The sequence below is a fragment of the Candidatus Hydrogenedentota bacterium genome, assembly GCA_035450225.1.
Lineage (GTDB): Bacteria > Hydrogenedentota > Hydrogenedentia > Hydrogenedentales > SLHB01 > DSVR01.
Genome location: DAOTMJ010000015.1, coordinates 80069 through 95785 on the forward strand (window position 1 = coordinate 80069; position 15717 = coordinate 95785).

A 15717-nucleotide genomic window follows, 5' to 3' on the forward strand; every position below is an offset into this window, starting at 1 on the left:
GCGGAAGATAACCATGGATTCTAAAATCAAAATCGTGATCCTTGTATGTGTACTCGTTCTTGCGGCGGTGATTGACGAAACGGGGCATGCGGAAGAAGGCGACGCCGGAAAAGCGCCGATGGCGCTTTGGACGTTCGAGGAGCCGGTGGAAGCGCTTCAGTTCCATGGCGCACCGGATAAGACGGTCTGGACGGCCAGGACCGATCAGGCGATCGTGCGCCGCGGAGGCGTGCGGGGCCATGCGCTGGATTTGCGAGGCAATCACGCAATCTGGGCCGGTGCTTTCGATCGGTCCCGGATGTCCGCTCTCTCCATCATGGTATGGGTTCGCCCGTTGGACCTTACGGGTTTCCGCGAAATTTTCCGGCAGGAGAGCGACGACCGTGTGCTGTTTTCGTTTCAAGATAGCGGAAACATCCTGTCGCTGGGCTTGAATGTAAACGGTTATGTGGAATGCGACGCACGCATCGCTCCAAAACAGATCCTCGACGGCACATGGCATCACTGCGCCGGAACCTTCGACGGCCACACCATGCGCGTCTTTCTCGACGGGAAGGAAATCGGCGCCCTCGAACGGCCGGGATCGATCGCGTTGTCGCCCGGTTTGCCGGCGTTCATTGGTTCAATGGGCGGAACAAACGAGCATTTTCAGGGCGGCCTGGACGAGTTGCGCCTCTATGACGTCGCGCTGGGCGCGGAAGAAATCATGGGGCTTTTCCGTCAAGGGCTGGCGTCCATTTCGGAAAATTCCAAACGGCTGGACATTGCCGCCGGGAAACTCTACGTGGAGGCGCCGTCCTTTTCCGAAACCGTGGCCAACACGCGCAAGAACCTCCGCATGCGCGGTCCCGCGGCAGATCCGGACTTGACGGATGCGCTGGAGGCGAGATTGCGCACCGCATTTCCGGACGAATGCGCCGCCTTTTTCGAGTGGACCGGCACAACCGCCGGCGCGCTTCTGTCCCAGGACGAATCGTTGAACGAAGCGCAGGCACGGCGGCTTATCGAACTCATGCTCGAATATAAACCGCTGACGGAATATCAGAAGCAAAAGCAGTCGCCGGAAGATCGCGCGAAATGGGACGAGGCGGAGCGTATCCGCGATCGGTTTGAACGTTTGACGGCACAGGGCGAGCCGGCCCAAAGTTCCCCGGAATGGTTCGATCTGATGTTCGACGCCGGGCGTCGAATCGCATTTCGTCCCCGCGTGTACGAGCCCGTCGCACCCTATGTAAAACCCGAAACGCCCGAAACGCGAAACTTGACCGAAGACGAGGCCCGGGTCGCAATCGAAAGCGACTGGATGCACCAGGCCGATCAAAATCCGACACCGGAACGCATTCGCGATGAAATCCGTTGGGCGCGTGAAATGGCTGCGCATATTCAAGTGGACGTTTCCGAACCATTGGCCCGATTGGACATGCTGGCGGAAAAGATTCCGGGGAAAGCCGCCACGGAACTCTGCGATTTATATCTGGCCGTGCGGATGGCAAAACGTGAAATCATGTTCAAGAATCCCGTGCTCGATTTTTCGCGGCTGCTGCTGGTAGACATGCCCTATCCGCAGGGATCCGAATGGCAGCACGAGACGCGCCACCGTCTCGGTTACATGGCCGTGCCCGGCGCGCGGCTGCTGATTCTCGATGGACTGCATCCGGCGGGGAATGTCACGCAACTGATGCCCCAGCCGCCGTTGCATGGATCATTCTGGCGGCCCGACGTGTCTTTTGACGGCAAAAAAGTCCTGTTCTGTTTCAAACCGCACAATGAAAAGTCGTTTCACATTTATGAAATCAACTGCGACGGGTCCGGCCTCGTGCAGTTGACCGATGGGGTCTACGATGACGTGGATCCGATCTATCTGCCGGACGGCCATATCATGTTTGCGACGACGCGCGGACATAATTACGTCCGGTGCATGCCACCCACCAATTCGTTCCAACTTGCACGGGCCGACGCGGACGGCGGGAACATTTATCTGGTTTCGTACAGCAACGAACCCGACTACCTGCCGTCCGTAATGGACGATGGGCGTGTCGTCTATACCCGTTGGGAGTACACGGACAAGCCCCTGTGGCGCGCGCAGAAATTGTGGACCACCCATCCCGACGGCACGCAGGTGGCCACGTTCTGGGGCAATCAGAGCGTCTGGCCGGATGTCATGAAAGACGCGCGCAATATTCCGGGCAGTCGCCGCGTGATGTTCACCGGCAGCGCCCATCACGATTGGTTTGCGGGGTCCGTGGGCATTATCGATCCCGACAAGGGCCTCAATTTTCCCAACGGATTGACCAAGGTCACCGCCGATGTCGAGTGGCCCGAGTGCTACAACGGCCCCGTCGATCCCGTCGAGTCGCCAAGTTACCACGTCTCGGGCAAGTATCCGGCGTACTACTCGCCCTACCCGCTGAGCGAGCGTGATTTTCTTGTATCGGCGCAACGCGACGGAAAGTTCCGGCTCTATCTGATGGATGTGGACGGCAACCGCGAATTGATCTATGAGGGTGTCCACAATATTTTTCATGCGATGCCGCTCAAGCCGCGCGCGAAACCGCATGAGATCGTGGACCGCGTGGCGTGGCCGTCCCGCGGGGAGCGCGATAATCCCGCGCCGGGTGTGCTGTTCAGCAACGATGTCTACAAAAATGCGCCGGAAGAACTGCGCGGCAAGGCGCGGTATCTCCGCATCTGGCAGATAGACGCCAAAACGTACACCTACTGGCACAAGCGCCCGTACATCTCGACCGGCCCCGTGGTGTCCGCCGTGCAGTCCGAAGGCGTGAAACGCCTCATCGGCACCGTGCCCGTCGAAAGCGACGGATCCGTCTCATTTACGGCTCCGTCGGGGCAGGCTTTGCACTTTCAATTGCTGGACGGGCATTTTCGGGCCTTGCAGACGATGCGCAGTTTCGTCGGCGTGATGCCCGGCGAGAGCCGGGGGTGTCTGGGTTGCCATGAATCGCACAGCCGCGCACCGGGACTCGGTGAAAAATCCATCGCGGGCAGCGCGCCGCCGCGCGCGATTGAACCGCCGCCGTGGCCGGACACCACCGTCAGTTATGCGCGTTATGTCCGGCCCGTGCTGGACCGGTACTGCTCCCGCTGCCACGAGGGGGACGGCGAAGGCCGCAAGACCTTTGATATGACCGAACGGCCCAGTCCGCCGGTGTTTTCCGAACCGTACATGACGTTGATCGGGCGTCCGACGTGGGGTGCGCCGTATACGCCGCCGGAAAAGCCCGTGCCGGGCTTCGGCATCGCCGGGGTGCTCATGGTCGAAGCGTTCGATCAGCGCGATCCGAAGGCCTATGTGACGCCGAAACCCATGACGAGCCTTTCGTACAGGAGTCCGTTGATTGAAATGGTGTCCAGCGGGAAACACCATGGCGTCGTTGTGGATGAGACGAGTCGGCAACGGCTCATCGCGTGGGTGGATGCCATGTGCCCCTATCTCGGCGACGAGGAAGTACGGGCCATCCCCGATCCGGAATTCCAGGGCGTGGACTGGCTGGCCATCCGGCCCCGGATCGCAACGGCGCCCGTTGTCGTGCGTCCCGGTCCGGTGGATGAAGACGCCAAACCGCCCGCATGACCGTCGGCATGATGAAAACCCCGTGAGAAGACAACGATTGACGATTACGATAAGCCGGCACGATAAAGGAGGCTGCCCGTGAGTTTGATTATTGGATGTCTGGTATGTGGAATCGGCGGCGCGACGACGCCGCTCGTGGTGGTGTCGTTCAACTTGCGTTACGGCACGGCGCTCGATGGCGAAAACGCATGGCCGAAACGCCGGGAATTGATGGTCGAAACGATCCGGACAATGAATCCGGACATCATGGGAACGCAGGAATGCCTTGAGTTTCAGGCGCAATACCTCGCCGAGGCCATGCCGGAATATGCCTGGATCGGCGTGGGGCGCGAGACGGACGGCAAGGGTGAGATGAGCGCGCTGTTCTACCGGAAAGACGCGTTGACGGCTGAGGAATCGGGCCATTACTGGCTTTCCGAAACGCCCGAAGTGCACGGTTCCCGTTCGTGGAACACGAGTTGCACGCGCATGGTCACATGGGCGCGGTTTCGCCATGCCGGGACAGGGGCGGCTTTCCATGTGCTCAATACGCATTTCGATCACAGAAGCGAAGAGGCCCGCGTCCAATCGGCCCGGCTGATTGTCCAGCGCTTGTTATCGCTGCCGCGGGAAATGCCTGTCATTCTCACGGGCGATTTCAACGCCAACGCCGAAACATCCGCCGCATGGAAAATCCTCGTTGAGGGCGGATTCAAGGATGCGTGTCTCCTGGCCGGGGAACGTCTCGGTCCCGACGTGACGTTTGGCGGATTCAAAGCGCCGCCCGACGTAAAACAGCAGCGCATAGACTGGATTCTTGTCCGAAATGCCGGCAGTGTGCAGCGGTATGAAACCGTCACGTTCAACAAGGATGGGCGCTATCCTTCGGACCATTATCCCGTTTCCGCGGTCATACTCATTCCGGGGACGCCGTGAAACCGCCACAGACAGAAGATTTCCTGCCGCGCGGATTGACCGAAGCGGAAGCCCGGCGGCGTCTTCTCCAGGAAGGCCCCAACGAACTCTCCGCCTCGAAACCCCGCGGACTGGCGACGATCGCGTTCGAGGTGATCCGCGAACCGATGTTTCTGTTGCTGGTCGCATGCGGCGCGATCTATCTGGCGTTGGGCGATATCCGGGAAGCGATGATGCTGTTGGGGTTCGTGTTCGTTATCATGGGCATTACGTTCTACCAGGAACGCAAGACGGAACGAGCCTTGGAGGCCTTGCGCGATTTATCCAGTCCTCGCGCGCTGGTCGTTCGCGACGGCGTTGAAAAGCGCATCGCCGGGCGTGACGTGGTAAGGGGCGACATACTCGTGTTGTCCGAGGGCGATCGCGTGCCCGCCGACGCCGTCGTGCTTTCTTGCAGTTACATGTCGGTGGACGAATCCCTGCTGACGGGCGAATCCGTGCCGGTTCGCAAAGCGCCCTGGCACGAGGCCGCGAAACGGGAATCCGCCGGGACGGACCGGCCGGGCGGCGACGATCAGGCTCTTGTTTATTCCGGAACCTTGGTCGTGCAGGGCAAGGGGCTTGCCGAAGTTTGCGCAATCGGCATGCAGACGGAACTGGGCCGGATTGGCAAGGCGCTGCAATCGGTAACGGTCGAAAAGACCCGCCTGTCCGTCGAAGTCTCACAATTGGTTCGGAATGTGGCCATTCTTGCCGTTTCGTTTTGTGTGGCCGTGGTGTTGATTTATGGATTGACCCGGCAAGATTGGCTTCAAGGGTTTCTCGCCGGCATCACGCTGGCCATGGCGTTGATGCCGGAGGAATTTCCGGTCGTATTGACCATCTTCCTCGCGCTGGGCGCGTGGCGGATTTCCAAAAACAACGTGCTGACGCGGCGCGTGCCGGCGGTTGAAACCCTCGGTGCGGCGACGGCGCTCTGCGTGGACAAGACCGGCACGTTGACACAGAATTGCATGACGGTGCGGCGAATCCTGGCTAACGGCCGCGACTATACGGTGGATTATGCCTCCAAGGAGCCGCTGCCGGAAGCCTTTCACGAAATTGTCGAATACAGTATTTTGGCGTCCCAGATCGATCCGTTTGATCCGATGGAAAAGGCTTTCAAGCAATTGGGGGAACGGTACCTGCACGATACCGAGCATTTGCACGTGAATTGGGTGCTCGAGCAGGAATATCCCCTTTCGCGGGAACTGCTGGCCATGTCGCATGTCTGGCGCGCGCCGGACAGCGACGAATTCGCCACCGCCGCGAAGGGCGCGCCGGAAGCCATCGCTGATTTATGTCATTTCGACGAAGGGCAACAGGCCGCCATGACGGCGGATGTAAAAATACTGGCGCGCGACGGTCTGCGCGTGCTGGGCGTGGCCAAGGCCCATTTCCGGCGAAAGACCATGCCGGGCGAGCAGCACGATTTCGAGTTCGAATATCTCGGCCTGATTGGCTTTGAGGATCCCGTTCGGCCCGCCGTGCCCAATGCGGTCAGGGAATGCCATGCGGCGGGAATTCGCGTGATCATGATCACGGGGGATTATCCGGAAACCGCCCTGTGCATCGCGCGGCAGATTGGGCTTCATTCCGCCGACGAATGCATCACCGGCGCGGAATTGGACAACATGGACGATGCGGCCCTGCGGGAACGCATACGGACGGCCCATATTTTCGCGCGGGTTGTGCCGGAACAGAAACTGCGACTGGTCAATGCGCTCAAGGCCAACGGCGAAATCGTCGCTATGACGGGCGACGGCGTCAATGACGCCCCGGCCCTCAAATCGGCGGACATCGGCATCGCCATGGGCGGGCGCGGCACGGACGTCGCCCGCGAAGCGGCGGGACTGGTCCTGCTCGACGACGACTTTTCATCCATCGTGCAGGCGGTGCGGCTGGGCCGCCGAATCTTCGACAATTTGCGCAAGGCGATGGTCTACATCCTGGCGGTTCACGTGCCTATTGCGGGACTTTCGCTCATTCCTGTTCTCTTCAAATGGCCGCTCGTGCTGTATCCCGTCCATATCGTCTTTCTCGAACTGATCATTGACCCGGCGTGTTCCATCGCCTTCGAGGCGGAACCGGAAGAGGAGGGCGTCATGCGGCGTCCGCCGCGCAACCCATCCGCGCTGTTGTTCGGGCGCGCCAGCGTCGTGTTGGGCCTCATGCAGGGAATCAGTGTGCTTGTCATCGTGCTGGCGGTCTTCGCCGCCGCCCGGTATCGCGGCCACAGCGCCGAGGATGCGCGAACCCTGACGTTTGCGACGCTCATCGTCGGCAATTTGGGCCTGATTCTGACCAATCGGTCATGGTCCCGCACTTTTTTCTCCATGTTTTCGGTGCGCAACAACGCCCTGTGGGGCGTAATCATCGGAGCGCCGCTGTTTCTGGGATTGGTGTTGTATGTGCCGTTTCTCCGCGAACTGTTTCACTTTACACCGCTGCACCTTGTGGACATCGTTTTCGCGCTTGCGGCCGGCGCCGCCAGTATTTTATGGTTTGAAGGCATGAAGGTTCTTCGGCATTCGGCATGAACAAAACAGGCCAGGCAGTGGTTTCATGAGCAAGCGCCGCAAATTCAAAATCGGACAGCGTTCCCCGGACGAGATCAAACGGCTTCGCCGGCGTTTGCTCAGCGGCACGCTCGCCGAAATTCACCAAATCCGCGACGAATGGCACGGCGTCCATTACCGGTGGTGGATCATTACGCTGTCCGGCGTGCTGGCCTTGTTTGTGCTCTCGTATTTCTCCTACACCCAACTGGGCTGGTACGCGGACCAGCGCCCGCTGCCGACGGGCAGCGACTGGCTTCTCCGGCGCATTCCGGCGGTCAATGTGCTGCCCATCCTGTCGTGGGGCTGGTTTGCTCTGCACCTCTATGCGGCGGGCGCGGCCATCGCCTTCCATCCGCGCCGGATCCCGTTCCTGCTGTTCATGCTCAGCGTGTTCCTGTTCATCCGCACGGCGTTCGTGTTTCTTTCCCCCATTGGCCCGCCGGTCGAAATGATTGACATGGGCAAACTCGATTATCTGTTCTCGCGCCTGATGGGAACCTATACCTTCAAAAATGAATTCATCTTTTCCGGCCACACCTGCATCCCATTCCTTTTCTTCCTTTTTTTCGACACAAAAGGCCTCAAACTGCTCATGCTCTGCGGCTCGATCACCATGGCGATATGCGTCCTTCTCTCGCACAACCATTACACCGTGGACGTGATCGCCGCCTACCTTATCGGGTATTCCATCTACGTGCTGTCGGAAAATCTGTTCTATGGATTCATCCGTCCCCTGTTCCAAGTCTTCCCTTCCCAGGCGAGATATTGATGATGAACGTTTCCGCATGGCTCGAACGGCTGGAGCATCCGCCTATTGAATTCAAACGAACCCTGCGCGCGGTCTATGGGGCGGACGAATCCGTCGTCGCGGCGCGCCTGCGCTTGCTGCGGCGGGTTCTGGGACGATTCCGGGAACGCTTCGGCGACGGGCCCGTACGCGTATTTCGCGCGCCGGGACGCATCAATTTGCGCGGCATGCACGTGGACACCCATGGCGGCTACCTCAACTTGATGACCCACCAGCGTGAAGTGCTGGCGGCCGTTCAGTCGCGGGCCGACGCGGATTCTGTTTTCGTCAACACCGATCCGCACTTCGAGGAAACCGTCATTCGGACCGGTGATGCGCGGGCCGGCGAGTCGTTCCGACGATCTTGGACGGAGTACATCCTCTCCCCCGGCGTCCGAAGGGAGGTCGAGGCGCGCCGCGGCCATTGGTCGCATTATCTGGCCGGCGCATGGCTCGGTATCCAGCATCGTTTCCCGGATGTGCCGCTATGCGGCATGAATGCCGCGATCGGGAGCGATTTGCCGCGGGGCGCTTCCTTGAGTTCGTCCGCGGCCCTTTGCGTGGCGGTATGCAGCGCCGTGCTTGCGCTGAACGGGAAGGAACTGGCCCCGCTCGAATTGATCCTCGCGGCGCGCGACGCGGAATGGTACACGGGATCCCGTTGCGGCCTGAGCGACCAGGCTGCGATCATCCTCGGTGGGCAAGGCGAACTAGTCAATTTGGCCCTGTTCGCGCCGGATCTGAACCTGGCGAGTCTCCGGCGCATGGCATTTCCGGAAACGCTGCGCATCTTGGTTGTCAACTCGTACACGGAACGCAGCCTGAGCGGCGCGGCGCTCGTGGCCTATACGCGCAATCGCTTCGCCTATTCGTTGGCGATGGAAATCCTCCGTCAGGAGATGCGGCGACAGGGATTCCCCGAACCTTTCGTCGCCGAAACGGACCGCTTGTCGCGCGTGACCCAAGAACGCATCCCAGACCTTCCGCGCATCCTATGCGCCATGCCGGACGCCCTTTCGTTGGCCGATTTGCGCGCGCGCTATGCCTTGCCGGGACTCGACGAAGCCTACCGGCAATACTTCGGAACCGTTCCCGAGGATCAAAGACCGGACATGATACACTTGCGCGGGCCGCTCCTTTTCGGCATCGCGGAATCCGAACGGGCGCGGCGCTTTGCGGACGCGCTGACGGACGGCGACTGGGGCGGCGCCGGACGACTGATGTCCATCGGGCACGATGGCGACCGGCTCCTCGATGCATCCGGACGGCCGTACCGGTTCGACGTATCCGACGGGACGCTGGCCGAAATGGCCGCCCAACACACGCCCATCGAAATGGCGCCCGGCGCCTACGGTGCGAGCGCGCCCGTGCTCGACGGTATCGTGGACGCCGCGATCGCCGCGGGCGCATTGGGATCATCGCTCACGGGCGCCGGCATGGCCGGGACCGTTCTGGCGCTCTGCCGAGCCGAAGACGAATCGCGGGTCGTGCAGGCCGTCCGCGATTGGCTGGGATCGGACGAATATGTAAAACGAGCCGGGAAGGAACTTGGAAAAGACCAACTGGACGACGCGGTTCACGTCAACGCCGCGCCTGCCGCCGCCGCCGAACTGCATGGCGAATAGCGAGCGATTCGGCGGCAGGCTCCAAAGATCTCCGGCTTATCCAGTGGGCGATAGGGATGTTATGGACGAAAAAGGCCCAAGAAGCGCTTGGTTCCCTTCGCACTCTTCACACTCTTCATCCCCAGCGAAAGCGGCGCTTTCGACAACACCACGATAACCGTCGCGAGCACGAGGAGGGCGATGGGTGATGCGGCGGGAACGCTGTTGGGTGGAAGAACGTTCAGAATGTAGGGCCGGGTGTATTGGATGCTTTTCGCACCGTCATCGAACCGGCATTCGTAGACGCCTGCGTCTTCGGGAACGACCGGGTTCAGGATGATCGTGCGGGTTGTCGCTCCCGTAACGCGGGGCGGGGCATCCACGATATCCGCGCCGTCCTTCTTCCATTGGTAATTCGATCCGTCCGGCGCCGTCAACGACAGGACCATGCCTTCCTCAATCCAACCGCCGGGGTGGGGCGTGATGGCGGTTGTGCGGGTCCGCGCGCGGAGATTGTCTTCGCGATGCGTGTCGAGCAATGCCTGTAGTTCGGCGGCCTGTTCGGGGTATAGCGAAGCGAGGTTGTTCGTTTCGCCGGGATCGTTTTCCACGTTATAAAGCGCTCTTGCGCCGGTCGAGAGGTTGTGAATCAATTTCATCGAACCCCGCCGGACGGTTTCGAGGTTGACCCAGCGCGGCGCGGCGCCGCCCCGCGTGTAGGCAAAGACGGGGCCGTCTGGATCGCGCGTTCCGAACAGATCTTTTCCTTGCCACGCGGGTCGCGGCGGCAATCCGGCCAAGGCGGCCAGCGTGGGCAGCAGGTCAACAGTCGTCACGACGGAAGGGACGGTTGCAGGGGCCAACCCCGGCCCGTTGACGATCAGCGGCACGCGAAAGACCGGCTCGTAGACGGTAAGGCCATGGCCCAAGTGGCCATGCTCGAACATGTGTTCTCCGTGGTCCGCCGTGACCACGAAGATCGTGTCTGGATGCGTTTGCGCAATGGACAGGATCAGCCGCATGACTTCCGTGTCCGTAAACCGGCAGTCGCCGTCGAAAAGGGTCCACACGGCGTCCTTCCCCGTGGCGGACAATTCGGCGTAGGTGCGTGCGGGTATCAGGCCCAGCGTGTAATCAATTTGATCGAACAGGTAACCGTAAAAATTCTCCGCGATGGTCTGTTCCGCCGGGAGCAGCCCCGGGTTGGGATAGCCGAAAAGCGCGCGGTAGGCCTCCGGCGGCCAGAAGGGCAGATGCGGGTCCATGTAATGGACATACAGGAAAAACGGCTGCCCGGCGGTTTCAATGCGCGCGATGGCGTTGTTCGTCAACTCATCGGCGGGCAGGATGGGCGCCGAATCATCGTCATAGATGTCGAAGCCTTGGGCAAACCCATTGGCAAAGGTCAAGTGATTATTGCTCTGAATGCCAATTGTCGCATATCCGGCTTTGTTGAAAAAGGTGGCCATCGTTTCGATGGCGCTTGGCAGCGTGGATGTGCCTGTATAGACCTGATGCGCATCCACGTGCAGCGACGTAAACACCGAAGCCATAGCCGGACGCGTCCATGTGCAGGCCGTGGTTGCGTTGGTGAACCGCACCGAATGTGACGACCAATCGAGCAGGGCGGGCATGACGCCCTGCCCGCCGCGTTCCGCGTCAAGCCGGTCGGCCCTCAACGCATCGAGCACAATCAGAACGATATTGGGCGGGGGGAAGGCCGTCGCTGCGGTGTCCATGGCCAAGAACAGCGCCGCTGAAAGCAGAAAATATTTGATTTTGCTGGTCAAAAAGTTGCTTCAAGCTCGACCGGCGGCACGCCATCCTTGTCCCATCCGCGCTTTTCGTAATACAGCGAGAGCATTTTCTCGAACTCGTGTTCATCGAGTGTTTTCCCCGCGTTGGGGCCGGTCAGCACAGGGGCTTTGGTCACTTTGAACGGGAGCGAATCGGCCTTGCGGGTCGCACCCAGCCGGATGTTTATGCGCCGCGTGAGGTTGTAGACCCGATCGGACAATTCGAGTAATTCCTCGAGCGTCATCGTCTTGCCCGTGACATAGGTGTAAAACTTCTCGTAGTGGCGTTCGTTGAGGCCGAGTTCGATCCAAGGCAAGCGGCAGACGCCGAGCATGTCGAACAGCGGCCGAACGGCTTGGTGGTACATGACAAGGTCCACCTTTTGCTCGGCGGACCACGACGCGCCCTCCTCGATTTCTTTGGCGATGGTCCATGCGCGGGCGTGGTGCGCGCCAATGTCCGACGTGGCGTAGGCCAGCCCCATGGACGTGCCGACCCGGCTGTCGTAGGCTGACTGTTCGAGCCCTTTTACCTGGAGCAGGAGCTTTTCCATTTCGGGCCACTGTTTGATGATGCGCCGCGATCCGTCCGCAAGGATATCGCCCACGCCCTCCCGATGGGCGATGCGGTGCATCAGGTCGAGGATGGCGTCGTCGTCGTTCCATGCGATGCCCTTGCCGTCGAGATCCGCCAGCGAGATGACGCCCTTTTCGTAGCCTTCGATGACGGCGCCGATGATGCTGCCCGTCGAGATGGTGTCCATGCCGAGTTCGTCGCACAATTTGTTGGCCGCCAGGACGGCGTCGAACCGCTCGACGCCGAGGTTCGATCCGAGCATGGCGCAGGATTCGTATTCGGGGCCTTCCGTGACGGTGCCGGCGTATTTGCCGTTCTTTACGAGACAGATGTTGCTGCAGCACATCGGGCACATGAAGCAGGCGCTGTCGCCGATCTTGTAATGTTCGAGCATGGTTTCGCCGTTGATCTTGTCGTGGGCGGCGAAGGTGGTCGCCTTGAAGTTGTACGTCGGCAGGATGCCCTTCGAGTTCGCGTATTCGATGACGTTCATCAGGCCCTGCTGCTGCCACAGCCGGAAATACTTGTGATCCGTCATGTATTTGACGGCCTTTTGCGTTTCCTCCACAAGTCCGTTCATGTCATGGACCGGCAGATCCTTCGTGCCGCGCACGACGATGGCCTTGAGGTTTTTCGATCCCATGATCGCGCCGATGCCTGTACGGCCCGCGTTGCGGCTCCAATCGGAATTGACGCAGGCGAATCGGACGCGGTTCTCGCCCGCGACCCCAATGACGGCGATATGAAGGTTGTGCGAGCCGAGCTTCTCCTTGATGATGCCCTCCGCTTCGAGACAGGTTTTGCCCTTGAGCGCGGGCATGCGGATGATGCTGGTGTGTTCGTCGTCAATGAACAGGATCGAAAGTTCCGGCGCTGCGCCGGCAAGGGCGAGATAATCGTGGCCGGTCTGGCGCAGTTCGACGCCAAACCCGCCGCCAATGGACGAATCGCCGTAAAGGCCTGTTGCCGGAGAAATTGCGACAAATGAATTTTTGCCGGACGACGGCACGTAGCAACCGGTCAACGGCCCGGCCGCCACAACCAGCAGATTCTCCGGACCAAGCGGGTCAATGTGGAAATCATGCGCCTTGAGGTTGTCCCAGACAAGTTTCGCGCCGAACCCGCGCCCGCCGACATAGCGCTCGATGAAATCCCCGGAAAGATCGCGGCGTTCGATGACGCCCGTGGTCAGATTGACGTGCAATCCCTTGAAAAAATAGCCGCCCTTGAGATTCATAACTGCTCCTTTCCAATTTCGGCGTACTGAAGCGTCTTCGTCTCGCCCTTTTCGACGAATTCAATTTCCTTCATCTGGGTGTAGCCCAGGACGTTGTTGAGGCGCTTGCTTTCGCCGAGGGCGTATTCGGGGACGAGCCGAATCGCGTTTTTGGGGCAATGCTTGACACATTCGGGATCGCCGTCGCATAGATCGCACTTGATCGGATATTCGCATTCGTCGTGCGCGTACATCGCGCCGAACGGGCACGATTCGACGCAATGAAAACACGAGATGCAGACGCCCGTATCGAGGCTCACCACGCCGTCCCTGCGGCTGATCGCGTCCACCGGGCACACTTCCTCACACGGTGGCTTTTTGCACTGGCTGCACACAATCGGCATCCGAACCACCGGATGTGGGTAGGTGATGAGCACGCGAATCGCGCTCTTCTTGGGGTTGTTGACGCCGAAATGCTTGATCGCGCACACCAGTTCGCACATCTTGCACCCGGAACATTCCGCGGGAATAACCGCCAGCTTTCGCGACATCCTCTGCCTCCGAGTAGCCCGACTTCACAAGGCAGGAGCCGGAATATTCCGAGTTCCACGCACTGCGAACGACTACGACTTCCGCGATTCCGGCGTGCGGTATCTACAAGCCACGCGCCGTCCATCGCAAACCCCCGGTATACTAAGGCCCGAGCGGCAAGGAATCAAGTGGAAAGCAGCGCCGCTGTGTATCGGCAAGCGGCCCCACCGTTATTTCAGTCTGTAAGGCGTTATGCGACCCAGTAGTTCCCCGATTTCGTCGCGGATATTGAGGAGTTCCGAAGCGTCCTGCGTATGCGCGTTCGGGGCCTTGGCGATTTCGTTTCGGACACGTTCGAGCAGGGCCTTGGCGGTTTGGCGGTCGGCACGGGGCATGCCTTTGGGCGGTCTCTTGGCGAAGGCTTGCAGCATATGGAGGTATTCGAAGTCCTCCATGCCGTTGCGGATGTCTTCCCAGCGCATGCTTGAGCAGATCTTGTCGCGTCCGGGGTACACGATGAACGGATCGCCGGCCGGCAGGGGTTGGCGATCGGCGACGTAGATGCTGCCGCCGGTCGCGTCCATCCACGGCGACACGTCCACCGCCGCCGGGACGGGATCCCACGTCTTCCAATGGCCGTATCCCCAGTGCAGGAAGCCTTTGAGGTCGAGCGACCACGACAGCCAAAACAGGATGCGGTTGCGGATGAGCGGATAATCGAGGAATCGGTTGGGATACTCGCCCTGTGGATACAGGCAGACGTAACTCCACGTGGCCTCTTTGGGATTCTCTTTGCGGCCGGGTTTGATGTGCTGGATTTGCGGGACGCGGATGTCAATGAAGCCGTCAAGCCCTTCGTGCATGATCGCGTCCACGATGGGTACGCCGGGCAGCCACCCGCGCACCTTGCCCGCGCGTTCCGTCCATGATTTCTCGTTGACGGGGATCGGTTCGTCCGCGATGTGCTGAATGTATCGGCCCGCCCAACCCTTTTCCTTTAGGTGCGCCCAGACGCCCTTCAGAAAGGCCTCCATATACGGCTCGAATTCGGCCTCGGACAACGTGCCGGTGTCAAGCGGTTTGCCGTCCGATCCAACGATGTTGAAGCGCGACCAGACAAATTGACTTTCCCACCCGCCGCAGCGCCCCGCGACGTGGCCGCCCTCGATCCACGTGACGCCCGCCTTCTTGAACATTTCGACCCACCGGTCGAGCGCCGTGAAATCGAACGCAAACGCGCCGTCCGCCTGTTGCGTCATGCAGACGAGCATCGTGAAGGGCGTGAGGATCGTATCCTGCCGGTGGCGGCCCATGTCCTGCGCGACGCGATCGATCCACGTCCAGCAGGCGTCGGAAAAGAGCGGAATCCGGTAGTATTCGGCGAGATTGGCGGGGAAGAACCACTCCGTTTGATGCAGCGTCGGTTCGTCGGGCAGCGTGAATGCCCAAACGTGAATGGCAACGGGCACGTTAATGTGCTGCCCGTCGAGGTCTATGCCCAGCGTGCCGGTGTAGTCGCCGGGCGGCGTGTCTTTCGGGACCGTCACGGACACCCACAGCGGCTGCGTCCATTCGTCGCGGATGCGCACGACCGGTTGTTCGAGAAATCCGTCGGGAAAGAATCCCGGCGCGGCGCGCAGGAAGGTTTTCGGATCCTTGTTCGCGGGCGGGTTGTTATGGACGTAGGTATACCATATCCAATGCGCGCCGAGATTTGACTTGGCGATGATCGCGCCGTCCGGCCCTTGTAGATCCGGCAGCGAGAACGACGCCTTCGCGACTGTCAGACCCTTCGGGGTGCGCAGCAGAACCTGCGCGTCTTCGGTATCGTTTCGCGCTGCTTTCAACGCAATCGCTTGCGGCGCGTTTGCCGGCTTCACGGAATCCGGAAACGCCTTGTCCAGTGAATGTGTCGTCCACCAGTCAATGTTTTCCGCGCGCGCGGCGGCGGAACCTATCAGGACCGCGCACACCGTGCAACCCCATAAAAACGTCCCCATCGCATCCATGATCGCATCCTCTTCCGTTGAAACTTTTTAGCGCGTCCAATTCGCTCGCCATCATAATCGAAGGGGCCTGTTCCCTTCGAATAGATATCGAAGGCGTGCCGGAAGCGGTTT

9 protein-coding genes are annotated in these 15717 nt (G+C 60.4%); 5 read left to right on the top strand and 4 right to left on the bottom strand.

Translation table 11 applies throughout. From position 1 onward, the window contains the following. Positions 1 to 13: 13 nt before the first annotated feature. The 5 genes from P5540_10315 to P5540_10335 all read left to right on the top strand — a co-directional run bounded on the left by P5540_10315 (position 14) and on the right by P5540_10335 (position 9498). On the top strand, positions 14 to 3592 hold the full coding sequence (locus P5540_10315) for a hypothetical protein (protein ID HRT65209.1): 3579 nt from the start codon (positions 14 to 16) through the stop codon (positions 3590 to 3592). A gap of 78 nt (positions 3593 to 3670) precedes the next feature. After that, complete coding sequence (locus P5540_10320) at positions 3671 to 4507, top strand: endonuclease/exonuclease/phosphatase family protein (protein HRT65210.1); 837 nt, start codon at positions 3671 to 3673, stop codon at positions 4505 to 4507. Next, complete coding sequence (locus P5540_10325) at positions 4504 to 7065, top strand: cation-translocating P-type ATPase (protein ID HRT65211.1); 2562 nt, start codon at positions 4504 to 4506, stop codon at positions 7063 to 7065. The genes P5540_10320 and P5540_10325 overlap by 4 nt, the downstream gene beginning before the upstream one ends. A gap of 25 nt (positions 7066 to 7090) precedes the next feature. Beyond that, entirely contained in the window at positions 7091 to 7855 is a 765-nt protein-coding gene (locus P5540_10330; GenBank protein ID HRT65212.1) for a phosphatase PAP2-related protein, read from the top strand. Beyond that, entirely contained in the window at positions 7855 to 9498 is a 1644-nt protein-coding gene (locus tag P5540_10335; GenBank protein HRT65213.1) for a galactokinase family protein, read from the top strand. Before P5540_10330 ends, P5540_10335 begins: the two co-directional genes overlap by 1 nt. Positions 9499 to 9557: 59 nt before the next feature. Here P5540_10335 and P5540_10340 read toward each other — a convergent pair whose 3' ends face one another. From P5540_10340 to P5540_10355, 4 genes are all read right to left on the bottom strand, one after another. Next, entirely contained in the window at positions 9558 to 11267 is a 1710-nt protein-coding gene (locus P5540_10340) for a sulfatase-like hydrolase/transferase (GenBank protein HRT65214.1), read from the bottom strand. Further along, positions 11264 to 13087, bottom strand: coding sequence for an aldehyde ferredoxin oxidoreductase family protein (locus P5540_10345; GenBank protein ID HRT65215.1), 1824 nt, complete (start codon positions 13085 to 13087; stop codon positions 11264 to 11266). The genes P5540_10340 and P5540_10345 overlap by 4 nt, the downstream gene beginning before the upstream one ends. Further along, positions 13084 to 13617 carry a 4Fe-4S dicluster domain-containing protein gene (locus P5540_10350; protein ID HRT65216.1) on the bottom strand — a complete coding sequence of 178 codons (534 nt, stop codon included), beginning with the start codon at positions 13615 to 13617 and terminating at the stop codon, positions 13084 to 13086. The genes P5540_10345 and P5540_10350 overlap by 4 nt, the downstream gene beginning before the upstream one ends. A gap of 210 nt (positions 13618 to 13827) precedes the next feature. Beyond that, entirely contained in the window at positions 13828 to 15606 is a 1779-nt protein-coding gene (locus tag P5540_10355) for a DUF4091 domain-containing protein (GenBank protein ID HRT65217.1), read from the bottom strand. Positions 15607 to 15717: the final 111 nt, after the last annotated feature.

Bases quoted from the DNA above. Each gene is read 5' to 3' on its own strand.
- P5540_10315 (HRT65209.1), top strand. From the start codon at position 14: ATGGATTCTAAAATCAAAATCGTGATCCTTGTATGTGTACTCGTTCTT.
- P5540_10330 (HRT65212.1), top strand. From the start codon at position 7,091: ATGAGCAAGCGCCGCAAATTCAAAATCGGACAGCGTTCCCCGGACGAG.
- P5540_10335 (HRT65213.1), top strand. From the start codon at position 7,855: ATGATGAACGTTTCCGCATGGCTCGAACGGCTGGAGCATCCGCCTATT.
- P5540_10345 (HRT65215.1), bottom strand. From the start codon at position 13,087: ATGAATCTCAAGGGCGGCTATTTTTTCAAGGGATTGCACGTCAATCTG.
- P5540_10350 (HRT65216.1), bottom strand. From the start codon at position 13,617: ATGTCGCGAAAGCTGGCGGTTATTCCCGCGGAATGTTCCGGGTGCAAG.
- P5540_10355 (HRT65217.1), bottom strand. From the start codon at position 15,606: ATGGATGCGATGGGGACGTTTTTATGGGGTTGCACGGTGTGCGCGGTC.